At 62.5% G+C, this 23,293-nt stretch carries 17 protein-coding genes and 2 pseudogenes; 17 read left to right on the plus strand and 2 right to left on the minus strand.

The window, feature by feature from the left end; all coding sequences use genetic code 11:
- The first annotated feature begins 151 nt into the window (after nucleotides 1–151).
- The 9 genes from ASC95_RS30445 to mnhG all read left to right on the plus strand — a co-directional run bounded on the left by ASC95_RS30445 (nucleotide 152) and on the right by mnhG (nucleotide 9,855).
- Nucleotides 152–1,521, plus strand: a protein-coding gene (locus tag ASC95_RS30445; protein WP_369820599.1) for an IS3 family transposase whose coding sequence is annotated in 2 segments (ribosomal slippage) — nucleotides 152–658 and nucleotides 661–1,521 — 1,368 coding nt in all. Because the reading frame shifts where the segments join, the coding sequence is not laid out codon by codon here.
- Nucleotides 1,522–2,214: 693 nt separating this feature from the next.
- Entirely contained in the window at nucleotides 2,215–2,637 is a 423-nt protein-coding gene (locus ASC95_RS08720) for a GreA/GreB family elongation factor (protein ID WP_057297381.1), read from the plus strand.
- Nucleotides 2,638–2,735: 98 nt separating this feature from the next.
- On the plus strand, nucleotides 2,736–3,746 hold the full coding sequence (locus tag ASC95_RS08725) for a universal stress protein (protein WP_057297366.1): 1,011 nt from the start codon (nucleotides 2,736–2,738) through the stop codon (nucleotides 3,744–3,746).
- Nucleotides 3,747–3,836: 90 nt separating this feature from the next.
- Entirely contained in the window at nucleotides 3,837–6,743 is a 2,907-nt protein-coding gene (locus tag ASC95_RS08730) for a monovalent cation/H+ antiporter subunit A (protein ID WP_057297367.1), read from the plus strand.
- Complete coding sequence (locus ASC95_RS08735) at nucleotides 6,743–7,087, plus strand: Na+/H+ antiporter subunit C (protein ID WP_057297368.1); 345 nt, start codon at nucleotides 6,743–6,745, stop codon at nucleotides 7,085–7,087. The genes ASC95_RS08730 and ASC95_RS08735 overlap by 1 nt, the downstream gene beginning before the upstream one ends.
- A complete protein-coding gene (locus ASC95_RS08740) occupies nucleotides 7,087–8,766 on the plus strand; it encodes a monovalent cation/H+ antiporter subunit D (protein WP_082567631.1) in 1,680 nt (559 codons plus the stop codon). Before ASC95_RS08735 ends, ASC95_RS08740 begins: the two co-directional genes overlap by 1 nt.
- Nucleotides 8,763–9,251, plus strand: coding sequence for a Na+/H+ antiporter subunit E (locus ASC95_RS08745; protein ID WP_057297369.1), 489 nt, complete (start codon nucleotides 8,763–8,765; stop codon nucleotides 9,249–9,251). Before ASC95_RS08740 ends, ASC95_RS08745 begins: the two co-directional genes overlap by 4 nt.
- Nucleotides 9,248–9,526 carry a K+/H+ antiporter subunit F gene (locus ASC95_RS08750; protein WP_057297370.1) on the plus strand — a complete coding sequence of 93 codons (279 nt, stop codon included), beginning with the start codon at nucleotides 9,248–9,250 and terminating at the stop codon, nucleotides 9,524–9,526. The genes ASC95_RS08745 and ASC95_RS08750 overlap by 4 nt, the downstream gene beginning before the upstream one ends.
- Nucleotides 9,523–9,855 (plus strand): monovalent cation/H(+) antiporter subunit G, encoded by a 333-nt coding sequence (gene mnhG, locus ASC95_RS08755; RefSeq protein WP_057297371.1) that lies wholly within the window; start codon nucleotides 9,523–9,525, stop codon nucleotides 9,853–9,855. Before ASC95_RS08750 ends, mnhG begins: the two co-directional genes overlap by 4 nt.
- 189 nt (nucleotides 9,856–10,044) lie before the next feature.
- Here the strand turns inward: mnhG and ASC95_RS31795 are convergent.
- Nucleotides 10,045–10,203: pseudogene (locus ASC95_RS31795) on the minus strand (3'-5' exonuclease); the annotation flags it as partial.
- Nucleotides 10,204–10,676: 473 nt separating this feature from the next.
- Here ASC95_RS31795 and cysC point away from each other — a divergent pair.
- The 7 genes and pseudogenes from cysC to ASC95_RS08785 form a co-directional block, all read left to right on the plus strand.
- Nucleotides 10,677–11,273, plus strand: a pseudogene (cysC, locus tag ASC95_RS29835) (adenylyl-sulfate kinase); the annotation flags it as partial.
- Between the two features lie 44 nt (nucleotides 11,274–11,317).
- A complete protein-coding gene (locus ASC95_RS30455; RefSeq protein ID WP_157256028.1) occupies nucleotides 11,318–11,887 on the plus strand; it encodes a hypothetical protein in 570 nt (189 codons plus the stop codon).
- A 31-nt stretch (nucleotides 11,888–11,918) separates the two neighbouring features.
- Nucleotides 11,919–14,594 carry a matrixin family metalloprotease gene (locus tag ASC95_RS29840; protein ID WP_082567633.1) on the plus strand — a complete coding sequence of 892 codons (2,676 nt, stop codon included), beginning with the start codon at nucleotides 11,919–11,921 and terminating at the stop codon, nucleotides 14,592–14,594.
- A gap of 116 nt (nucleotides 14,595–14,710) precedes the next feature.
- The gene (locus ASC95_RS08770) at nucleotides 14,711–15,529 is read left to right on the plus strand and encodes a sulfotransferase (RefSeq protein ID WP_057297374.1); all 819 of its coding nucleotides are present in this window, start codon (nucleotides 14,711–14,713) and stop codon (nucleotides 15,527–15,529) included.
- 389 nt (nucleotides 15,530–15,918) lie between these two features.
- Nucleotides 15,919–18,132 (plus strand): type I secretion system permease/ATPase, encoded by a 2,214-nt coding sequence (locus tag ASC95_RS08775; protein WP_057297375.1) that lies wholly within the window; start codon nucleotides 15,919–15,921, stop codon nucleotides 18,130–18,132.
- Nucleotides 18,129–19,472, plus strand: a complete 1,344-nt coding sequence (locus tag ASC95_RS08780) for an HlyD family type I secretion periplasmic adaptor subunit (RefSeq protein WP_057297376.1) — start codon at nucleotides 18,129–18,131, stop codon at nucleotides 19,470–19,472. Before ASC95_RS08775 ends, ASC95_RS08780 begins: the two co-directional genes overlap by 4 nt.
- Nucleotides 19,462–20,994: a TolC family protein gene (locus ASC95_RS08785; protein ID WP_235537832.1), complete on the plus strand. Its 1,533-nt coding sequence runs from the start codon at nucleotides 19,462–19,464 to the stop codon at nucleotides 20,992–20,994. The genes ASC95_RS08780 and ASC95_RS08785 overlap by 11 nt, the downstream gene beginning before the upstream one ends.
- A gap of 725 nt (nucleotides 20,995–21,719) precedes the next feature.
- Here the strand turns inward: ASC95_RS08785 and ASC95_RS08795 are convergent.
- Entirely contained in the window at nucleotides 21,720–22,046 is a 327-nt protein-coding gene (locus ASC95_RS08795) for a hypothetical protein (protein ID WP_157256030.1), read from the minus strand.
- 461 nt (nucleotides 22,047–22,507) lie between these two features.
- Between ASC95_RS08795 and ASC95_RS08800 the strand changes: the two genes are divergently transcribed.
- Nucleotides 22,508–23,239, plus strand: a complete 732-nt coding sequence (locus ASC95_RS08800) for a hypothetical protein (protein WP_157256031.1) — start codon at nucleotides 22,508–22,510, stop codon at nucleotides 23,237–23,239.
- Nucleotides 23,240–23,293: the final 54 nt, after the last annotated feature.

The raw sequence follows: 23,293 nt of genomic DNA on the forward strand, positions 1-23,293 counted from the left end.
CACGGATGCACCAGGTGCCGCGCATGCGGCAATGACTTGACGCTTCAGGTCTGCATCGTGTCGCCGGCGACTGGTCGGCTTGGCGTCTGACATGGTGTCCACCTAACTTGTGAACTGACCCCAGAAAGTTGGACTCCACGGAGACCCCAACTTGAACAAATACACAGAGCAGCAGAAGCTGAATGCTGTCGAGACCTACCGCTCCGGCGAGTTCGGCCTTAAGAAGACCGCAGAGCTTCACGGCGTCGATGTCGCGTCGCTTCGCAAATGGGTTGCCGGCTACGCGGCGCTCGGCATCGCCGGCATCCAACAGAAACCGCGGCAGACCTACGACCTAAGATTCAAGCTCGACGTCCTTCAGCGGATGAAGGCCGACGGACTGTCGTGCCGACAGGCTGGGGCAATCTTCAACGTCCGCCGCTGCAACAGCATCGCTGAGTGGGAGCGCGCGTACAGCAGGGATGGAATTGCCGGTTTGATGCCCCATCATGCCACCCGCAGAGCCAACAGGGTGCCAGAGGTTCCGGCCGGACCACCGCCCACGGACGCCGCCCAAGAAGGAGCAAGCCGACAAGCTTTGCTCGACGAACTGGAGGCCCTTCGCGCGGAGAACGCATACCTAAAAAAATTGAAGGCCTTGGTTCAATCTCAAGCGGCATCAGCGCCAGGCAGAAGGCGCAAGTCGTGATTGAACTGAGGCCGACGTTCTCCCTTCCTGCGCTGCTCCGTGCTGCGGGCCTGCCGAGAAGCACCTTCTACTATCAGCAGGCTGCGCTTGCGGCCGCGGACAAGTACGGCGCCACCAAGGACCTCATCAGGTCCGTCTTCGACCAACACAAGGGACGGTACGGCTATCGACGAATCACGGCGGCCCTACGCCGGCAGGGCACCGTCATCAATCACAAGACCGTGCAGAGGCTCATGGACGAGCTGCAGCTGAAGTCCATCGTCCGACCGAAGAAGTACCGGTCCTATCGCGGCCAGGTGGGCAAGGTGGCGCCAAACGTTCTCGAGCGCAACTTCAGCGCATCAGGGCCGAACCAGAAGTGGGCGACTGACGTGACCGAGTTCAAGGTCGATGGCAAGAAACTCTATCTGTCGCCCGTCGTGGACCTGTTCAACGGCGAAATCGTTGCATACGCCACCTCACGAAGCCCCTTGTTCACGATGGTCGGCGCCATGCTGAATCGAGCCTTTGCGAAGCTCCGCCCGGGTGACCGCCCGGTCTTGCATTCCGATCAGGGCTGGCAATATCAGATGGAGCAGTACCGCCAGCGTCTCAGCGCCAATGCCGTCACGCAGAGCATGTCGCGCAAGGGGAACTGCCTGGACAACGCCGTGGTAGAGAGCTTCTTCGGGACGCTGAAGTCGGAATACTTCCACGTCAACAAGTTCAGCAGCCTAGATGAGCTCGAGGCTGGACTACGGGGGTACATCCGGTACTACAACCACGACCGAATACGATGCGGTCTTCGCGGAATGACCCCCGTCGAGTACCGAGAGCTTGTTGCAGGCGCTTAGATGGCTGCCATTGCTGCAGTACGGCCGGTGGCTTCAGACTGGGAGCCGCCCTTAGCGATAGAGCATCTCAGGCGACAGCGGACGCGATGGAGCTGAGACCTAGCAGTGCTGCAACCACAGCGAGCAGCGCAATGTCGCGCGGCTGATTGCGAAGCCGGTGAGCTTGCCATGCCGTGAAGAGAACGATGAGCGCCAACAGAGCCAGCGAAAGTGTCAAGGAATCCATTGGCGTCCCCAAATGGCTCAGGATGATCGGGGCGCGACGAGGCGGATTGAAGCAGCCTTGAACTGAGCTTGACTTCCAGAATTCGGAAGCTCAAGAGATAGCTGGCTGCGCCGAACCATGGCGGCGTCGCCATGTCGACCCCGCACCGCTGAATACGCCCACACTTTAGTGCGACTTGTTCGAGGCTGCTTGCGCGAAAAGACGCCGCCGCTAGACTCAATGGCATGTGTTCGATCCTTCCCATCGCTGCGTTGAGCCGCACCTTGCATGGCGTTTGCGCCTGCCGTGCGCGCATGTTCCGCTCGAGCGCCGGGACGGGTGCACTGACCCGTCAGCCGGCCGCACATCACTGAGCCCGGCGATCCCTTTCACCCCATTTGCGCAACTTCAGATCGCCGGGCCTTTAGCCCGCGCGGTGGCGTGTGTCTCTGCTCGAGACGCAGGCCCTGGCCCTGAAGGAATGCCTCATGGAAGTGATGACGCTCGAGCGCACGCTCACTGAACTGGACCATGTCCGTCTCCTGAACCTGCTGCGCCGAGATGCGCATGCCGACCGGCTCCCTGCGCCACTGCAGGCCGTCGGCGACTTGCTGGACGCCTGTGTGATCGTGCCTTCACGGCAGGTGGCGCCCGACGTTGTGACCATGGGTTCCGAAGTCATTGTCGAAGACCGCCAAACCCGTCAGCGCACGACGATGACGCTGTGCTATCCCGCGGACGCAGAGCCCGCGTTGGGCCGGGTGTCGGTGCTGTCACCCGTGGGAAGCGCTCTGCTCGGCTTGCGCGTCGGCAGCCTTGCCCGCTGGGCCCTCCCGACCGGGGATGAAAAGGCCGCCGAAGTGCTGGCCGTTCTCTTCCAGCCCGAGGCCGGCGGCGACTACGTGATGTAGCTCTGCTTGCCGCGGCGGCGCTGCACACCGCATGCGGTGGCGACGCGCCGGCGGCTGGTCGCACGCTTTCAACCGATTCACACCACAAGGGGAAACCAATGACTCCTTTCACATCCATCCTGGTCGCCACCGATTTTTCGGTCGATGGCAACAACGCCGTACGGCGTGCAGCTCTGCTGGCGCATCAGCACGGCGCAAGCCTTCACATCCTGCATGTGCTGAAGGAAGCGGCCTGCAGGCCGCTGCGCGACTGGTTCTCACCGCTGACCGACATCGATCTGAAGGCAGCATTGGCGCGCGCTGCACTGCGCCGGGTCGCTGTTGAAATCGCGGGGGCCTACGACGTGACTGCCACGGTCGAGGTCCAGGTCGGCGACCCGCTGCAGACCTTGATGCAGGCGTCGGCGCATGTTGACCTGGTGGTGCTTGGGCGGCGCGGCCACAGCCGGCTGGAGTCCCTGCTGATTGGCAGGACTGCAGATCGCATGCTGAGAACCTGCCGGCAACCGGTACTGGTCGTCAAGAAGCCCGCCGACGCGCCTTATCGCAAGGTCCTGATGCCGATGGACTTCACTGCCGGTTCCGATGCCGCAGTGCGGCTGGGGACACGCATGGTGGGCGGGGCGCGCATGCACGTCTTTCATGCCGCCGACTCATACATGGAATCCATGCTGCGCAGGGCAGGCGTGGCCAGCTCCATCATTCTTGATGTCAAGGCGCGGGAGGAAAGCGGGACCCTCTCCCGCATGCGCCGCATGCTTGCCAGACTCGGCGTGGACACCAGGCCAGTGTTCTTCTCGGTGGGCCGAGGTCCAGCGGACCTCGCCACCCTGGAGCGTGCGCGAACGCTCAACGCCGACTTGATCGTCGCCGGCAAGAACGGCCGATCCACGCTGGGGGCATTCCTTCTCGGCAGCGTCAGCAGCAGCGTGCTGTCCGAATCGGATTGCGACATGCTGATCGTTCCACAGCCTCGCGACTCGACGCTCCCGCGCGTTGAGTCGGCAGCAGTCGCATCAGACGTCCGAGGGGCGACCGAGAGCGAGGCGTTGGCAGCGGCACATTGGATGCAGAAGACGCCAGGTTTCGTGGTCCGGCGGGCGTCCTGAGCGTCCTGGGCCTGCCGTCCCTGCGGCAAGAGGGGCGGGTAGTCTTGGCGGTCAGCCGGCTTTCGGCCATCACTCCGTAGACTCCAGCGCATGTCGCTCCTGCTTCTGCTCCTGTTGCCCTTTGTCGGCAGCGCCGTCGCAGCGCTGTTGCCCACCGGTGCGCGCAATGTCGAGTCGCTGTGGGCAGGTCTGGTGGCGCTGGCGGTCGCCGTGCCGTTGGCGCTGCTGTATCCGGAGGTGCGCGACGCCGGCGTCGTCTCCGAGCGCCTGACGTGGCTGCCCAGCCTCGGGCTGGACTTGGTGGTGCGCCTCGACGGCTTCGCCTGGATGTTCGCGATGCTGGTCACCGGCATGGGCGTGCTGGTGGTCATGTATGCCCGCTACTACCTGTCGCCGGAGGACCCGGCGGCGCGCTTCTATTCCCTGCTGCTGGGCTTCATGGGCTCGATGCTGGGCGTCGTCGTTTCGGGCAATCTGCTCCAGCTCGTGCTGTTCTGGGAGCTGACCAGTGTCTTCTCCTTCCTGCTCATCGGCTATTGGCACCACCGGCAGGACGCCCGACGCGGCGCGCGCATGGCCTTCACCGTCACCGCCACAGGTGGTCTGGCGCTGCTGGCGGGTGCGCTGCTGCTGGGACACATCGTCGGCAGTTACGAGCTCGACGCGGTGCTGGCCGCGGGAGACGTCGTCCGCAAACATGCGCTCTACCCCCTGACGCTGGTGCTGGTTCTTCTGGGCGCATTGACCAAGAGCGCGCAATTCCCCTTCCACTTCTGGCTGCCGCATGCGATGGCCGCGCCGACGCCCGTCTCGGCCTATCTGCATTCGGCCACGATGGTGAAGGCCGGCGTCTTCCTGCTGGCGCGGCTGTGGCCCGTGCTGGCGGGCACCGACGAGTGGTTCTGGATCGTCGGCGGCGCCGGCCTCATCACGCTGCTGTTGGGCGCCTATGCGGCCATGTTCCAGAACGACCTCAAAGGGCTGCTCGCCTATTCCACGATCAGCCACCTTGGCCTTATCACCTTGCTGCTCGGGCTGAACAGCTCGCTGGCAGCGGTCGCGGCGGTGTTCCACATGATGAACCACGCGACCTTCAAGGCATCGCTCTTCATGTCGGTCGGCATCATCGACCACGAGACCGGTTCGCGCGACATGCGGCGGCTGGACGGCCTGTTCCGCAGCATGCCCATCACCGGCACGCTGGCCATCGTGGCGTGTGGTGCGATGGCCGGAGTGCCGCTGCTCAATGGCTTTCTTTCCAAGGAAATGTTCTTTGCGGAGACGGTGCTCGTCAGCGCGCATCCCTGGGTCGAGTTCGGCCTTCCGCTGGCTGCCACGGTGGCGGGTGTGTTCGCCGTCGTCTATTCGCTGCGCTTCGGCCACGACGTGTTCTTCGGCCCGCCGGCTCGCGGCCTGCCGCGCCAGCCTCATGAGCCCGTGCACTGGATGCGCGTGCCGGTCGAGCTGCTGGTGCTGGCCTGCGTCGTGGTGGGCACCGTGCCGGCCTGGTCGGTGGGGCCGTTGCTGGCGGTCGCCGCGGCGCCCGTGGTCGGTGGCGCGTTGCCGGACTACAGCCTGGCGGTCTGGCACGGCTTCAACACGCCGCTGGTGATGAGCCTGGTGGCGATGGCCGGCGGCATCGCCGTCTACACGCGTTTCGCTGCCCGCTTCAAGGCGCGCGCGCTCCGGCGCACGCCCTTGATTCATGTGCTGGACGGCAAGCTGCTTTTCGAGCGCGCCCTCGCCGTGGCCACAGCGCTCGCACGCCGCGGGCTGCGCCTGGCAAGCACCGGCCGCCTGCAGCCGCAGCTGCTGTGCATGCTGGTGATCGCCGGTGCGACGGCATTGGGCTCGGTGCTGGTCGTGCCTCTGGCCTGGGGGGACCGCGCCCGCGTGCCGGTCACGCCCGAGTTCGCGCTGCTGTGGCTCATCGGCGGCGCTGCCGCCATCGGGGCGGCCTGGCAGGCGAAGTTCCACCGTCTGGCTGCGCTGGCCCTGCTCAGCGTCGTGGGGCTGGTGATGTGCCTGACCTTCGCCTGGTTCTCCGCGCCCGACCTGGCGCTGACCCAGTTGGCGGTGGAGGTCGTCACCACCGTGCTCTTCCTGCTGGGCCTGCGCTGGCTGCCCAAGCGCGTCGAGGAGGACGATCCACGCACGCGCCGCCGGGCGCTGTGGCGCCGCGGGCGTGACTTCATCCTGGCACTGCTGGTCGGCGCAGGTCTTGCCGCGCTTTCCTACGCCATGCTGACCCGCCAGGCGCCGCAGAGCATCTCGCCCTTCTTCATCGAGCGGGCGGTGCCGGAGGGCGGCGGCAGCAACATCGTCAACGTGATGCTCGTCGACTTCCGCGGCTTCGACACGCTCGGCGAAATCACCGTGCTGGGCATCGTCGGCCTGACCGTCTATGCGCTGCTGCGGCGCTTCCGCCCGCCCCGCGAGGTCATCGAGCGGCCACCTCAGCAGCGGGCCGTCTCCGAAGGCCAGCAGAGCGACCTGCTGGACCGGCCCGACACCAGCGACGCCGCCGAGGGCTATCTGCTCGTGCCCGCCGTGCTGGCGCAACTGCTGTTGCCGGTGGCGGGCGTCTTCGCCTTTCACCTCTTCATGCGCGGCCATAACGAGCCCGGCGGTGGCTTCGTCGCCGGGCTGGTGATGGCCATTGCCTTCATCGCCCAGTACATGGTCGGTGGTACGCGGTGGGTGGAGGCGCGCATGCCGCTGCAACCCCCGCGCTGGATCGCAGTGGGCTTGTTGATCGCCGTCGCCACCGGCCTGGGTGCGCTCATCGTCGGCCACCCCTTCCTGACCACCCACACGGCGCATGTCACGTTGCCCGGCATCGGCTTGATCCACCTCCCGACGGCGGCGCTTTTTGACCTCGGCGTGTTTGCCGTGGTGCTGGGGTCGACGTTGCTGCTGCTCACCGCGCTGGCCCACCAGTCATTGCGCGTGCGGGGCAGGCACGCCGCCGGTTCAACAGGCAGGGAGGGCGGCTGATGGAAATCGCCATTTCCCTGGCCATCGGCGTGCTCGCGGGCGCCGGCGTCTGGCTCGTGCTGCGGCCGCGGACGTTCCAGGTGCTGGTCGGCCTGTCGCTGCTGTCCTATGCGGTCAACCTCTTCATCTTCAGCGTGGGCAGCCTGGCCGTCGACAAGGAACCCATCGTCAAGCCCGGGCTGGCGGCCGACTTGGTCAACTACACCGACCCCCTGCCGCAGTCGCTCGTGTTGACCGCCATCGTGATCGGCTTTGCCACGACGGCGCTGTTTCTCGTGGTGCTGCTCGCGCTGCGCGGCCTGAGCGGCGGTGACCATGTGGATGGCCAGGAGGAGCGGCCGTGATGGCATGGTCTGCCTTGCCGATGCAGCAACTCGTTGTCGCCCCCGTGCTGTTGCCGCTCGTCACCGCGGCCATCCTGCTGCTGCTCGGCGAACAGCGGCGGGTGTCCGCGGCGGTCCTCAACCTGGCGTCCACGCTGGCAGGCCTGCTGCTGGCCGTCGCCCTGCTGCTGTGGGTCAACCAGCAGGACGCACCCGCGGCTTTCGGTGTCTACCTGCCGGGCAACTGGCCAGTACCGATCGGGATCGTGCTGGTGGTCGACCGGCTGTCGGCCTTGATGATGGTGCTGGCCGGCAGCGCGGGCCTGGCCGCGCTGCTGTTCTCGCTGGCGCGGTGGCACCGCGCCGGAGTTCACTTTCATCCGCTGCTCCAGCTGCAGCTGATGGGTCTGTACGGCGCCTTTCTCACCGCCGACCTGTTCAACCTGTTCGTCTTCTTCGAGGTGCTGCTGGCCGCGTCCTATGGCCTGCTGATGCACGGCGGCGGCGGCGACCGCGTGCGTGCCGGCCTGCACTACATCGCCATCAACCTGGTGGCCTCGCTGCTCTTCCTGATCGGCGTGGCGCTGATCTACGGCGTGACCGGCACCCTGAACATGGCCGACATCGCGCAGAAGCTGCCCCAGGTCCCCGACAACGACCGCGGCCTGTTGGGCGCCGGTGCAGCCATCCTGTCCATCGCCTTCCTCGCCAAGGCGGCCGTGTGGCCGATGAACTTCTGGCTGCCGCCCGCCTATGCCGCGGCTGGCGCGCCGGTCTCCGCCTTGTTCGCCATCCTCACCAAGGTGGGCGTCTATGCGGTGCTGCGGCTCTGGACGCTGTGCTTTCCAGCCAGCGCGGGCCCCTGGGCACTGTTCGGCGGTGAAGTGCTGGTCTGGGGTGGCCTGGCAACGCTGGCCTTCGGCGCTCTCGGCATGATGGCCTCGCAGAGGCTGGACCGCCTGGCCGGATTCAGCGTCATTGCGTCCTCGGGCACGCTGCTCGCCACCATCGGCTTCGACTCGCCGGCGCTCAGTGCCGGGGCGCTTTTCTATCTGGCCAGCTCCACACTGGCCGGTTGCGCGCTGTTCCTGCTCGTCGAGCTGATCGAGCGGGCGCGCCAGGTCGAGCTGGCACCACTGGCGGACGATGACGACCACCTGCCGGACTTCACTGATGCCGAGCCGCCCACCGACGCCAACCTCGACGATGAAGAGCAGGTCTTGATCGGCCGCGCCATCCCGGCCGCGCTCGCCTTCCTCGGCCTGGCCTTCATCCTGTGCGCCCTCGTTGTCGCGGGGCTGCCACCGATGTCGGGTTTCATCGGCAAGGTGGCCATGCTCTCGGCCTTGCTCGACGTCACGCCCAACCTTGCCGGTGTAGCGGCGGGGCGATCCCTGTTCGTGCTCCTCATCGTCTCTGGGCTGCTCGCGACGACGGCGTTGCTGCGCGTGGGTGTGCGCCACTTCTGGGCGCCCCAGAACAGGCCACCGCCGCGACTGCGGGTCACTGAGTGCGTGCCCATCGCGCTGTTGCTGGCAGCCTGCCTGCTGATGGTTTTGCGTGGGGAGCCGGCCTTGACATATGCACGCGCCACCGCCGATGCCTTGCATCAGCCGCAGCTCTACATCGACGCCGTCTTTCGCGCGAAGCCCGTCACACGCGAAGCTGCTCAGGGCGCCGTTGCAAGGGGCTCCCCATGAAGCGCTGGTTGCCTGCCCCACTGCTGTCGGGTGGCCTGTTCGCGCTGTGGCTGCTGCTGAATCAATCTCTTGGACTCGGCCAGGCCTTGCTGGGTGCTGGGGTCGCCGTCGTGATGCCGCTGCTCATGGCGCCCCTGCGCCCGGCCGCCGGTCCGCTGCGACAGCCACGCGTACTCGTGCGCTTGATCCTGCACGTGGGCGCTGACGTCATGACTTCGGCATTGGATGTCGCTCAAGGCGTGCTGCGTGCAGGTCGGCAAGCGCCGCGCGGCCGCTTCGTCGTCGTGCCGCTGGACCTTCGCAAGCCCCACGCGCTGGCGGCGTTGGCCATGATCACGACCGTGGTCCCCGGCACGGTGTGGTGCGAACTTGCGCCCGACCGAAGCGCACTGCTACTGCATGTGTTCGACCTTAGCGAAGAGGCGACGTTCATCGCCCACTTCAAGGCCCGCTACGAACAACCGCTGCTGGAAATATTCGGATGAGCCCCCTCCTTACCACCGCCATCGCGGTCACCCTGGCCCTCTACGCATTGGCGATGGTGGTCGGCCTGCTGCGCCTGATGCGCGGCCCGAGCGCCCAGGACCGCGTGCTGGCGCTGGATTTCCTGTTCATCGTCGCGATGCTTGTCATGCTGGTGCTGGCCATCCGCTACGACAGCAGCATGTACTTCGAAGGCGCCCTGCTGATGGCGCTGTTCGGCTTTGTCAGCTCGGTGGCGCTGGCCAAGTTCCTGTTGCGCGGCGAGGTGATCGAATGACCGACCTGCTTGTCGCCCTGTTGCTACTGGCCAGCGGCTGCCTCGTGCTCACCGCCGCGCTCGGCCTGTGGCGCCTGCCGGATTTCTTCCTGCGCATGCATGCGCCGGCACTGGCCTCAACCCTCGCGTCCTGGCTCGTCGCCTTGGCCTCCGTCATTCACTTCTCCGCGCGCGGGCCGGGTCTTTCACTGCATGTCTGGGTCATCGTCATCCTGCTGGCCATCTCCGCCCCGGTGACTACCCTTGTGCTCGCCCGCGCAGCATTGTTTCGGCGCCGCCAAGCTGGTTACTCGCTTACGCCGCCGCCAACTGCTCGTTGGCGAGGCTGACAGGGTGTCCGCTCCCGCTGCTGCACAGCGGTCCCCTGATTGATTCAGAGCCTCGCCGAACTGGTTGCTCGGCATCACGGATGCACGCACACTGAATGTCCAACTTCTGGGGGTCAGTTCACGGTTTGGTGGACACCATCCTGGCCGTCCTCTGAGACTCATTCAAGATGACTTTGCCGGACGCATACCGATCAGCGCCAAATGCTGCATCGCGCGAGTTATCGGGACGTGCGGCAGCCTGCGCTCTTCCTCGATCTCGTCTTCTGTGCCCGTGGCCATATCGGAGGGGATGCAACCGTCGACGACGTTGAGCACGTAGACCGACTGCCATTCCTGGCCAGCAGACGCAGGCCGGGGCGCTCCGCGCCGGAGAAACTGACTCTCCCAACAGCCGCTTCCCGGCCACGAGCAGGAGGCGGCTGACGTGTCAAGAAGCCGGCACGTCGGCCATGCAGGGCGACCACACCGGTGAACGGACTGCCCGCCCAGCCTGCGGGGCGGCGGGAGCGCACTTGTCTCGCTGCTCTCCGAAACCGAGGCGATTAAGTCGAGCTGGGAGAGCGGGTCTCAAGCTAGCGTCGCTGTCGGCGATAGCTGCAGTTTGTTTCTCTCTTGTGTAGCAAGTTGAGTTTCCCCCTAACTAGCCAGTCGACAGGTTGGTGAAGGCGCGAGGCCGATAAGCTTGCTTCGACAACTTCATTGGCTAACGGAATCTCTGACCAGCTTGAACCGTGGCATGCGAATCTCGTTGTGCACCAAGCGAGAGCATGAATAGGACGCGTGCCGACTGAGGCGTTGTCTTAAGCCGCTATGCGCTCCAAATGCAAGTCAACAAAGTCTCTCGCGCCGCTCTCAAGGGCCAACGCCCCTGCGTTGTCTGGTTAACCGGCATCTCAGGAGCGGGCAAAAGCACGATCGCAAACCTGCTGGAGGAGCGACTGCACCGCATGGGGCGGCACACATACGTGCTTGACGGAGACAGCATTCGCCGCGGCTTGAATAGCGATCTTGGTTTTGAAGACGTTGACCGTGTTGCGAACATCCGTCGGACCGCCGAGGTGGCCAAGCTAATGGTTGATGCGGGCTTAATTGTCATTGTAGCGCTTATATCGCCGTTTCGCAGCGAGCGCTCAATGGCAAGGGCGTTACTTCCAGACGGTGAATTTTTGGAAGCGTTCGTAAATACCCCATTGCACGTCGCAGTACAACGCGACGTGAAAGGCCTTTACAAGAAAGCTCGTTCTGGCGAATTAAAAAACTTCACCGGCATCGACTCCCCATACGAACCGCCTGAATCGCCCGAACTGTGGCTAACAACCGTTGATATTGCGCCTGAGCAGGCAGTCGATCAGGTAATTATGACGCTATACGAAATGGGCCTTGTTGACAAAATAGGTCCTTTGGAAGTTTTGCTCTAGACCAGCCTTCTGCCAATTTGACTTGTTATGCGGAAATGGCCGAAATGAAAATCACTACCTACGCTTTAATAATTCTCCTGTCAGCAACGTACACGTTCGCACAGGCGACTCAACGCAAGGAAATTGGAATGACCAGCAAACACGAAGCAGGAGCACTATCAGCTAACGGCAAGTCGGGCTGGGCGAATTCAATTGGCCGCCTCAAAGAAGAATCTGATGTCGCGTTCGTCAGATTTATCATGGTTATTCCCTACTCCGAACATAGAGCGCAACTAACATCGGAAACACTTGAAAAATGGGGGTGCAACTACCAGACAAGCGACATCAATTTAATCTCTAAACTTGTAAATATCTTGCGTTTTGCGGGGATTCGTGACGCGCAGGCAGCAGACAAAAGTTGGGAGCCGCGGGAGGAGATATTGGTCAAGCTGAAAGACGGCGATGAACTGAAATTCTTGTTTGAGCAATCCTTCCCACATAAAACCGTCTTGTCCGGCTCGCTAAACGGGACGCCCATCACAGCCGCAACTACGCTTCCGGTAGACCTCTATCAGTGGGCGGCGGGGACTGGAATTCTGACGGACTGCACAGCCTTCATTAAATCCGGCATGTAGACGCTTTTTCCAATCCAACCATCCGAACCAAATGACAATTACCGCCGCAAACTTTAACGTTACCAATGCTTCGGCTGTGGATATCGCCAACCTGAACGCGGCCCTGACATACCTTCAGGGAAGCACTACTGGAACGTCAACGCTTCAGGCAATGGTGAATGCCCACATTGGCATTAACATCATTCATAATGGCAACGACTCCTACAATCCCGCCGCTGGTCAACCAGGATACAATTCTTCTCGTCCTGCAAACACCATAGATTGGGATCCAAATTCAGGACTGGTGGTACTCAATGCGGCCGGCGCCGCAGTGGGTGTTCAGTCAGCCGCGCTTGGATTTTTCCATGAAGGCGCGCACGGAACGGATCCTAACTTAGCTACTGACGTCACCGTCGCAAACGCCACCTACGGCAACAACGCAGAACAGTACGCAGTAGGGCAAGAAGATATCGTCGCTAGAGATCTAGGCGAAACCCAGCGCTTCAATCACCAGGGCAGGATTACCACTGACGCGAATTCCACAGATCACACTGTCGTAAATGCCGACGGTACCATGGCTTGGCAGGAGCAGATGTTTAATGGAAGCGTTACCGTTACTAGCGGCGCATATCAATCCGGGAGCATCCCAACGCAAGGCGGCAACCAAGCAAGCGTGGTGGGCGCAAATTCATTAAGTGTAAATAATGGGATAATTTCAGTCACCAATTCTGCTCAGATTACCCTCGCAGGCTCGAACGACAAGATCTCGTTGGCTAGCGGCACTGGCGCCACCACATCGGGCACAGGGATACAGTTGACGTGCGGTTCGAACACAGCGACTGTCGGGGGAACTGAAACCGCAACCTGCTCCAGCGGCAACTTATCCGTCACTGGTGATAATATCACTGCGAACGTTGCGACCAACAGCAGCGTCGCGTTGAGCGGTGCAAGCCAAACGATCAATCTCGCCAACGGAAGTACAGCGACGATGACCACGACAGGAACCAACACGGTATCTTGTAATGGTCAAACTTCGTCGACCATCAGCGGTACAGCAACTTTGACTTGCGCAACAGGCAACTTGGGAGTATCCGGTAGCGGCAACTCATTTACCACCGGCGCCACCAATGTGACTCTGAATGAAACCAACGGGTCTGTAACATTGCTGGCCTCTGCCACCGCAACGGTCAACGGCAGCGGAAACACTGTCAATCTCACCGGCAATGATACGTCGTGGATTTACGGATCATCAAATACAATCAATCTAACTGGCTCAGGCAACGCTTCTGTTGTATACGGGTCCTTCGAAACAACCAACGAGCTGCAAGGCACCAATAACCAGACTTGGGACTACGGAAGTCACGACACAAATAACATCGGCAGCAGCGGCAACCTTTTGCAGGTCTTCGGTTCGCTAAATAACACCAACGTTTCCGGTTCTGCGAACACAACCTGGATTCAAAGTACAAACCAGGGGTCGACGACGATCAGTGGCAGCGCTGAGAAAACAGTTTTGAACGGCGCAAGCGTCCAGATCATCGACCAAGGTGCTGGGGATACTGATTGGGTTCAGAATACGAACGACATTCTCAATATCAATGGGAGTCACACCCTTGCATATGTCGAGAGCAACAATGACGTCACGTGGGAACGTGGCAGCTATGACCTTGCCAAGGTAACCGGCAACAATGATGTTACGCACCGGGCGAATGCGACAGATGGAGTTTCCGATACTGGATCCAGTGACTACTACTACGATGACTGGAACGGTTCGTACGGAGGTGGGGACCCCGGTGGCGGCTACGGCGGCTATTACGGCTACTACGGAGTCGCCGGTAACAGGGCTGCCGTAAGTTCCGCATTGGGTTCCGACATTGGCGGGATTGCGCGTCAAGAACTCGCGAAAGGTCACGGCGACGCGGCCAATGCGGCGCAGCGTGCTCACTATCAGGTGGCTGGCGAAGCAGCGATCTTTGCCGCGTCAGGCGGGGTCTCAAGCTCAGTAATGGAAGCGGCCATGTGGGATCACAAGGTCATCACATGGAGCTTGGCCGATACGAAGAGCGACAAGGATTCTCCTTTCAGTGGAAAGGTGGATCCCGCCCACGAAGCGAGCGTGAAGAAGGCTTTTGACGCCTGGGCTACTGCGTCCGGCTTGACCTTCAAGGAAGTAGCGGATTCCTCCGCCTCGGACATCAGAATTGGCTGGAGCGACCTGGACACAGCCGAAACCGGCGCAGTGGGCTACACCACCTTCAAGGCAAAGAAGGGCCACATCAGCTCGACGCAAATTCGGCTGGAAGACCCGAACAAGACGGCTCTAGCTGCCGGCGCCACGGGAACCTACGCAGGTACCGATGCGACCTTCCAGCAAGTGGTCGAGCATGAGATCGGACACGCAATCGGCCTGGGCAGCAATGCCGATCCGACATCGATCATGTTCTATGAGTTGGGGTTACAGAACAGGACCCTTGGAGCGACGGATCGGTCCGGCGCGCAGGCGATCTATGGGGGCGCTGCAAACCCTCATGGAGCTCCTACGGCATCAGACCTCAGTCTGCTCATTCAAGGAATGAGCACGATGGGCGGCGCTCCTGCGGCGAGCACGGCTCCGTTGAACCCCAATGGGGCTGCAAACGATCAGGTTCTGCATCCACAGATCGTCAATTCGTCCGGCAGCGGCTTCACCCACATTTCTCTGGGCGTCGCACGCGCCATGGCCGCTTGACGGGATAGTTCGCAGTCGTAGCTAGAAACAGTGCGCCGGTGCATACACCGGCGCACTGCACACCAAAAACGCGCTCCGCCACCGTGCCTCGCGGCACTGCTGGTCGCCAACAAAGCATGGCCGTCACCAACATTCATTTCATTTCAGGGCTCCCGCGCTCCGGTTCGACATTGCTGTCGGCCCTGCTAAACCAGAACCCGCGCTTCCAAGCCCGCATGACGAGCCCACTTGCAGCGCTTTGTGCTGCGGTTCATCAGAAGACTTGCGGCGGCGAGTTCGGTGTGTTCTTCGACAACAGCCGCCGACGCACCATGTTGCGGGGACTGTTTGACTCCTACTACGCTGACGCAACGCCTGAAAAGGTCGTGTTCGACACCAACCGATCCTGGACAGGTCGCATGGCGCTGCTTGGTGAGTTGTATCCGGACGCCCGCGTGATCTGCTGTGTACGGGACGTGGGGTGGATCATCGACAGCGTCGAACGGATGCTCAACAAAAATCCGCTCGAACTGTCCCGGATGTTTGGCTTTCAGTCCGGTTCATCGGTTTATGGGCGAGTCGAATCCCTCATGAACTCGGAGAAGGGGTTGATCGGGCTCTCCTGGAGCACCTTGCGAGAAGCCTGGTTCGGCGACAGCACCAAGCGGTTGCTAGTGGTGCCCTACGACCACTTGGTACAACACCCCGCACGCACGCTGGCGCGGCTTTACGAGGCTCTTGGCGAGCGGCCTTGGGACCACGACCTGAACAACGTCGTTTACGACGAGCCAGACTACGACTCGCATATCGGCATGCCTGGCCTGCACACCGTGCGGCAACGCGTCGAATCTCAAGAACGGCCGCCTTGCATACCTCATGACATCTTCGGGAAATACGCAAGTGCGAACTTCTGGCAGAGCCCAGAGTTGAATCCGCGCGGTGTCGTGATCGTTTGACTAAACGGTTGTACTGACCGCGTATCTCTCAGTCCGGCTCGGATCTAGCCGGACTACTGAACATCGATGCGCATGGGCGGTAAAGGCGATCACGCTTGGTCGAATCTGAAGTTGAACCTCAGTGCCGGCCCAGACGGCTTCGACAGGCCTCGGCGGCACCTTCAGTGAAGGAGCGCCCCGAAGGCGATTGAAGCCCTCACGGCGTGGCCGTAGCGCACCGAGGGAATTGCCCATGTTGTATCCATTGCGTGCCGCGAAGTCCCCGAAAAGACCTGCTGGCGACGAAGGCAAGAGCAATGAGGCGAACTGCGCAGCGCTGTCGCGACAACGTCATCCAGCAACTCAGTCGGCACGGTCTTGACCTGATGCCGGGAACGCCTGCAACCCTTATGAACGCACAAGAACATGCCTCGTCCAGCTCCGCGTCCGCGCAAGGCCCGGGCGAGACCTTGGACACCGGTCTTCGATGCTTGCTTCTGATGGCGGGATTGCATGGCATCGCAGCCGATCCGATACAGCTTCAGCACGAGTTTGGCGCCACGCCTTTTGATTCGCGCACGCTGTTGTTGGCCGCCAAGCACCTTGGGCTTGCGGCTAAGGCCGTCAGTGTCAACCGCGAGCGACTCGGTTTTGCGCCGCTGCCAGCAGTTGCCATCGACGGCGAGGGCCGCTACTTCATCGCGGCCCGAATCGACGAGACCAACAAGGAGCGGCCACGCATTCTTATCCAGCGGCCCGGGCAGCCCCCCGCGGTGCTATCTCTGGACGACTTCATGCAGCTCTGGAGCGGCCAGCTCATCCTGTTCACGAGCAAGGCCAGCTATGCCGGCGAAATGGCGCGCTTCGACTTCAGTTGGTTCATCCCGGCGGTAGTCAAGTACCGCAAGTTGCTCTTGGAAGTGCTGGCGATTTCGCTGGTTCTTCAAGTCATCGGGCTGGTGACGCCGCTGTTCTTCCAGGTGGTCATGGACAAGGTAGTGGTCAACCACGCCATGAAGACCTTGCATGTGGTGGCCATCGGGCTCATATGCGCCACTCTGTTCGAGACGATTCTCACCGGCCTGCGCACCTATGTGTTCTCGCACACCAGCAGCAAGATCGACGTGGAGCTGGGAGCGCGATTGTTCCGGCACCTCCTTAACCTGCCCGTCGCCTATTTCGAGGCCCGAAGGGTAGGTGATTCGGTGGCTCGCATCCGTGAGCTGGAGAACATCCGCAGCTTTCTGACCGGCAACGCGATGACCCTGGTGCTGGACATCGTGTTCTCGTTCGTCTTTCTCAGCGTGATGCTCTGGTACAGCACTACGCTGACCTTCGTCGTGTTGGCGTCGATCCCGGCCTACGCGCTGTTGTCGCTTGTGTTCACGCCCATCATCCGAGCCCGACTGAACGACAAGTTCAACAAGAGCGCCGAGAGTCAGTCGTTTTTGGTGGAGACCATCAGTGGCATCGGCACGGTCAAGGCCATGGCCGTCGAGCCGCGCTGGCAGACCAAGTGGGAGAAGCAGCTGGCAGCCTATGTGTCGGCGGGCCAGTCCACCAACAACGTGGCCTTGATCGCCAGTGGTGGCGTCAGCCTCATCAGCAAGCTGGTGACGGCCTCGATCATGTGGATGGGTGCGTTGCTGGTGGTGGACAACAAGCTCACCGTGGGCGAACTGGTTGCATTCAACATGCTCGCGGGGCAGGTCTCCTCACCCATCCTGCGGTTGGCCCAGTTGTGGAACGACTTCCAGCAGGTGGGCATCTCCATGAGCCGCCTGGGCGACATCCTGAACGCCAAGACCGAGGTTGCCGGACAGAAGAGCCGCATTCCCAAAGTAGAGGGTGCAGTGGAGTTCGACCAAGTGTCCTTCCGCTACCGACCCGATGCCCCGGACGTCTTGCGTTCCATCAAGCTGAACGTCCGCCCCGGCGAAGTGATTGGCATCGTGGGGCGTTCCGGCTCCGGCAAGAGCACCCTGACCAAACTGGTCCAACGGCTCTACGTGCCGGACCAGGGTCGGGTGCTGATCGATGGTCATGACATCGGCATCATCGACATCACGTCGCTGCGCCACCAGATCGGGGTGGTGCTGCAGGAGAACAACCTCTTCAACCGCTCGATCCGCGACAACATCGCGTTGTCCAATCCGGCGCTGCCCATCGAGGCCGTCATCGAGGCGGCGAAGCTGGCCGGTGCGCATGAGTTCATCACCGAGCTGCCTGAGGGCTACGACACACTGGTCGGCGAGCACGGCACAGGTCTGTCAGGCGGTCAGCGTCAGCGCATCGCCATCGCGCGTGCCCTCATCACCAACCCGCGCATCCTGATCTTTGATGAGGCGACCAGTGCGCTCGACTACGAGTCCGAGAAGATCATCCAGGACAACATGCGGCGCATCTGCGCCGGCCGCACCGTGCTCATCATTGCGCACAGGCTCTCGGCCGTCCGCGAGGCCCACCGCATCGTCGTAATGGAGCGCGGCCAGATCGCCGAGATGGGCAGCCACCAGGAGTTACTGGCCGTCCCGAATGGCATCTACCGCCATCTCCATCGCCTGCAGCAAGGCTTAGCCACCGAATCGCCGAGCGAGCCTGCCTTGCTCGGAGGTGTGGCATGAGCGCGCGTCACCGACTGGCCGCCTGGGGCTCGCTGTGGTCTCACTACGGCGCCGTGTGGTCGCAGGCCTGGCGCAACCGGCACACGCTCAATGAGCGCGTGCTGCGCGAGGACGAGGCCGCTTTCCTGCCGGCAGCGATGGCCGTGCAGGCCAGGCCATTGTCGCCCACCGTGCGATGGACCGGGCGGGTCCTCATGACCTTGGTGCTGGCGGCCCTGGCCTGGGCCATCCTCGGCAAGATGGACATCATCGTCAGCGCCTCGGGCAAGGTCATTCCGTCGGATCGCACGAAGACCCTCACCTCAGTGGAGGTGGCTGTCGTGCGCGCGCTTCGGGTCAAGGAGGGCGAGCGGGTCAAGGCCGGGGACGTGCTGGTCGAGCTCGACACCAGTGCGCCGGACGCCGACCGCGACAAGGCCCAGGGCGACGCCATGGTGGCCGCCTTCGCTGTCGCGCGCTCCAAGGCCATGATCACGGCAGTGGACACCCTGCATCCGCCTCAGCTGGGTGCGGTGCCGGGCGTGAGCGGCACCGCGCTGGCCGAGGCACAGCGGCAGCTGGACGGGCAGTGGCAGGACTTTCACGCCAAGCTGGTGCGCCTGGACGATCTGATGGCGCAGTACAGCAAGGATCTACCGCTGGCCACGCAGCGGGCCCAGGACTACGCCGCCCTGGCCGAAGCCCATGACGTGTCCCGGCACGCCTGGATGGAGAAGGAGCAGGCTCGCATCGACCTCGCCGGGCAGCTGAGCGATGCGACGCACCAGCGCGCGACGCTGATCGCCCAGACTCGCAAGGAAGCGCATGACGTGCTGACGGAGAACGCCAAGCTGCTGGCGGGCAGCCGCCAGGACGCGCGCAAGGCCACCGAGCATGGGCGGCAGCTCAGCCTTGTTGCTCCGGTAGATGGCACGGTCCAGCAACTGAACGTGCACACGGTGGGGGCGGCCGTGCCAGTGGCCCAGCCTCTGATGGTCATCGTCCCGGAAGAGGACCACGTCGAGATCGAGGCCCAGCTGGAGAACAAAGACGTGGGTTTTGTGCAGGAGGGCCAACCGGTCGAGGTCAAGCTCGACGCCTTTGAGTACACCAAGTACGGCACGGTGCCCGGCCACGTGACACACGTGTCGAGAGATGCCATTCAGGACGAGAAGAAGGGCCTGGTCTACACCGTGCGGATTGGGTTGGACCAGCGCTATATCGAGGTCGATGGCCGCAAGGCGCCGTTGACAGCCGGCTTGGCAACTTCGGCCGAAATCAAGACCGGGACCCGACGAGTGATCGAGTACGTGCTGTCGCCCCTGGTTCAACATGTGCACGAGGCGCTGCGTGAACGCTGACGGCAAGAATCGGCAATGGCTCACAGCCCTCGTGGGCGTTTGGGCGGCCGTGGGCCTCGTCCACCCCGCGTTGGCGCAGCAGAACACCACGGGGCCAGATCCGGTTGAGTCAGAGCTGTCCTTCGAGACCCTGCAGGGCCCCAAGTCCTGGGCCGAGGCCAGAGAGAAGCTGGAGCGGTTCCAGGAGGATCCCTTGAAGGCCAGTCCGCGCGAACTAAGCACACCTCGGCTGCTGCCGGGCGACCAGTGGGCGCCGGACTGTTCGGCGCCGGTCGCTCTGGATCGACCGCTTTCTCTGGTGGATGTGGTGGATCTCGCGCTCTGCGCCAATCCGCAAGTCAAGGCCACCTGGGCCGGAGTGAAGGCGAGCGCGGCGTCGCTGGGCGAGGCCAAGGCCGCCTACCTGCCGACGATCAGCGCGGGCATCAGCCGCGTGCGAGACCGCACCAGCTATCCGGACTCCGACCTCGGGGTGCAGTCCTTGCAGGACACCTCGCGCAATTTCGGGTTGAACTGGCGGCTGTTCGACTTCGGAACCCGCAGCGCCAACCAGGCGGCGGCCAATGCTCTGCTCGACGCGGCCCTGGCGACACATGATGCCACCCTGCAGCGGCTGCTGGAGTCGGTGGTCGGCGCCTACTTCGATGCTCAGTCGGCCAGGGCCAGTTGGGACTCCAAGACTCAACAGGAGCAACTGGCACAGCGAACCCTGGAAACTGCACGTCGGCGTGAGGCGACCGGGGCGGGCTCGCAGACGGACACCCTGCAGGCCAGCACAGCACTGGCCAAGGCCAGCCTGGAGCGCAGTCGCGCGGCCGGGGATTGGAATAAGGCGCTGGCGGTCCTTGTCTATGCCTTGGGCCTGCCGGCCGGAACGCCGCTCCAACTTGCGGTAGACCTGAACGATGACAGCACGGGGGTAGAGCGGGAACTCGCGGAGTGGCTCAGCCAGGCTCAGGCCCAGCATCCGGCCATTCTTGCCGCACGCGCCCAATTGGAAGCCGCGCGGCAGCGCGTCGCGAGCGTTCGCACTGAGGGTTTGCCGACCCTTGATCTTGGCGTGAACCAATACCGCAACGGCCGGCCCAACCAGGGCTTGCCAACTCTTCAGTCCAGCGAGCGCGTGATCGCGGTGACTATGTCGATCCCGATCTTTGAGGGCTTCGCGCGATCCTACAAGACGCGTGGCGCTGAGGCACAGGCCGAGCAAAAGGGCGCCGAGTTGCTGGATATCGAGAACCAGGTGTTGATGAATGTCGTCAAAGCCCATGCCGATGCGGTTGCAGCGCTGGCCAATCTGGGAGCCTCAGACGACCTTCACAAGGCGGCCATGCTGGCCACTGAGAGCGTCCGGCGCAAGTTGGACAAGGGTGCGACGGACATGATTGAGATGCTGACGGTTCAGGCGACGCTGGCGGACGCCGAGCAGCAACGTATCCGCAGCCTCGCGGACTGGCGTTCTGCCCGGCTGCGGTTATTTGCTGCCGCGGGGCGTTTGGGGCACTTGCAGCTTGCGAAGTAGGCCGCCACTGCAGTCCACGTGCTTCCGCCACCCGGCTGCTCGGGATCTTCTCGATCCAGTGCTCAGATGACAACGGAATTTGCAGGTGAGCCACTTGTCCAGCGCGATCAGGCCGCCACGGATCGCTATCCCAAACCCAATGTCTGCGAGGCAGATCGCTGATGCAACGGAAGAATCAGTCCAGATCGATCGGTGTAGCTACTTGGGTTCCGGTTCTTGATTCTGGACACCCCAAAGCAAGAGGAGCTCCACACCGCTGACTTGGCCCAGTACCTGACGGAGCTGGAGAAGATGTGCGAGGCGAACAATGCACAGCTCATCTTCTCCTCGACGGAGTATGACCATCCGACGGGCCAGAACGACATGCGATGGCTGCCTACGTACAAGGGTCCCGACAAACCGATGTATCTGGGTAAGCGGGGGACCTGATGACCGATCAGGGCGCTAGTTAGGCCGCAGGCCGCTTTTTTAGGAAGCCCCTCGTTGGCCGAGACCAATGGCGAACCTTGGTTCAACAAGGGCTCCGTCTGGCACATGATCAAGCGTCTGGATCCGACATTCGATCCGAAGGCGCACGGGCACGTCAGCTTCGCCGAGATGGTGAGAACTCTCGAAACGGTGGTGTCAAGGTAAAAGGGGGGAGTCCGACCACATGCTCCGGCTGTGCTGAGCGGCACCCAACTTGTTTCGTCAGTGGGGTCCCGAACGGAAGGATCCGATCGACGTCAGTCATCCGGCGGGGGGGCGAATACCGCCTCACCGATCAGCATCTGGACGTGCCCCTTCTTCGGCGTGTCGAACTGGACAAGCCAAACGCGTTCCGGATTGCCAGGCGTGGTCGGTTGATCGACTGCCGCATCGAACTCTAGACATACCTTCGCGTGATACCGGAGAACGCCTCGCACATAGGCGTAATCGTTGAGGAAGGTCTGCCGGGAGCTTCGCAAGCGCTCCCTCGACTCGCTGCGCCGAGTCGGGGAAAACGGGTTGTCCGCGTGCAAGTGCTCTCCGGCGCGCTCGTGAATTTCGATCAGCCGATCAAGTTTGGCCACCTCGGACCCCGATTGGAGCCGCCAGCAGCCACCGGCGTCCCGAACCGCCTTGTCAGACAGAGCAATTGGCAAGAAGTGAGTATGCGTCCGGACAAGTCACCTTGATGTCCGGTAGGCAGTCGTCGAGCTGGTGGCTCGTCAGACCGGGTGGGCAATTCGCCAAGGCTTAACGGATAANGGCACGAGGCCGAAGCCGGCCTTCAGTCGGGCCAGACAGAGCAATTGGCAAGAAGTGAGTATGCGTCCGGACAAGTCACCTTGATGTCCGGTAGGCAGTCGTCGAGCTGGTGGCTCGTCAGACCGGGTGGGCAATTCGCCAAGGCTTAACGGATAAGCCGGCCTGTTCTCCATTTAGATCCTTCCGCCCTCAAGTTTCGCCATGCTCTGCCGACAAGAGAGAGGTCAAGCATCGGTTGTCTKCGGCMCTCTGCCTAAGCACACCACGACGCGGAGGGGTCGACGTGATTTCCAGCATTTCTCAAGCCAGTGTTGCGCAGCTCMCTAGCTCGCCGCGTCCCACGGTTGATTCCAAAGAGGTCCTTGCCGAGCGTCTTGCCAAGGCTCTTGCGAACGGGGGTGCATATGAGGACCCAGCGCTGGGCGAGGTAACAATCATCGATTATTCGAAGCTGCCTAAGCCGATCGAGCAGTTTGGTGAGGTGCGGCGCGGCCAATACACCGAGGCAGGCCGCAGCATGGAGACGATCAAGAAGGAGCTGGGGAAAATCGAAGCCATGATCGCGAAGCGACGTCCCGACTTGGCGGGAGGGTGGGACACCAAGCTTGTCGATGGCAAGTTCAAAGTGACAGGGCTCGACGCCGACGATGCAAAGTGGCTGGAAGCAAAGCTGAACTCCAACACGGCTCTCAAGGGTGCCGCAGAGGCGTTTATCGCTACGGCGGTCTCCCACCTCGAAGTCAGCAGTGACAACCTGCCACGTGTGGACTTCAGCTACGTCACCCGGAAGATGGAAAGCTTCGATTTCCATGGTGTACAGGCACAGCTTGAGGACAAGCTGTCCTTCCGTGCGCTGCTCAGCCAGTCAGATGACGTGATTGATTCCAAAAGGATCACCATGGAAGCGGCTGATCGTGGCATGAGCGGCCTTGCTGTTGCTGCTCACATGTTGACCCCTAGCAACCCGCCGCTTGAGCGCAAGGGCGCCTTCTTCACGACCAGCTACGGCGGCTGAGCGTGCTGCTGGTGATGACCAGCGATGCGGCAGCAGCTCGTCGATCCGGCTGGC

This window comes from Pelomonas sp. Root1217 (assembly GCF_001425705.1).
Taxonomy (GTDB): Bacteria; Pseudomonadota; Gammaproteobacteria; order Burkholderiales; family Burkholderiaceae_C; genus Pelomonas.

Bases quoted from the DNA above. Each gene is read 5' to 3' on its own strand.
- ASC95_RS08720 (WP_057297381.1), top strand. From the start codon at position 2,215: ATGGAAGTGATGACGCTCGAGCGCACGCTCACTGAACTGGACCATGTC.
- ASC95_RS08725 (WP_057297366.1), top strand. From the start codon at position 2,736: ATGACTCCTTTCACATCCATCCTGGTCGCCACCGATTTTTCGGTCGAT.
- ASC95_RS08730 (WP_057297367.1), top strand. From the start codon at position 3,837: ATGTCGCTCCTGCTTCTGCTCCTGTTGCCCTTTGTCGGCAGCGCCGTC.
- ASC95_RS08735 (WP_057297368.1), top strand. From the start codon at position 6,743: ATGGAAATCGCCATTTCCCTGGCCATCGGCGTGCTCGCGGGCGCCGGC.
- ASC95_RS08740 (WP_082567631.1), top strand. From the start codon at position 7,087: ATGGCATGGTCTGCCTTGCCGATGCAGCAACTCGTTGTCGCCCCCGTG.
- ASC95_RS08745 (WP_057297369.1), top strand. From the start codon at position 8,763: ATGAAGCGCTGGTTGCCTGCCCCACTGCTGTCGGGTGGCCTGTTCGCG.
- ASC95_RS08750 (WP_057297370.1), top strand. From the start codon at position 9,248: ATGAGCCCCCTCCTTACCACCGCCATCGCGGTCACCCTGGCCCTCTAC.
- mnhG (WP_057297371.1), top strand. From the start codon at position 9,523: ATGACCGACCTGCTTGTCGCCCTGTTGCTACTGGCCAGCGGCTGCCTC.
- ASC95_RS30455 (WP_157256028.1), top strand. From the start codon at position 11,318: ATGAAAATCACTACCTACGCTTTAATAATTCTCCTGTCAGCAACGTAC.
- ASC95_RS29840 (WP_082567633.1), top strand. From the start codon at position 11,919: ATGACAATTACCGCCGCAAACTTTAACGTTACCAATGCTTCGGCTGTG.
- ASC95_RS08770 (WP_057297374.1), top strand. From the start codon at position 14,711: ATGGCCGTCACCAACATTCATTTCATTTCAGGGCTCCCGCGCTCCGGT.
- ASC95_RS08775 (WP_057297375.1), top strand. From the start codon at position 15,919: ATGAACGCACAAGAACATGCCTCGTCCAGCTCCGCGTCCGCGCAAGGC.
- ASC95_RS08780 (WP_057297376.1), top strand. From the start codon at position 18,129: ATGAGCGCGCGTCACCGACTGGCCGCCTGGGGCTCGCTGTGGTCTCAC.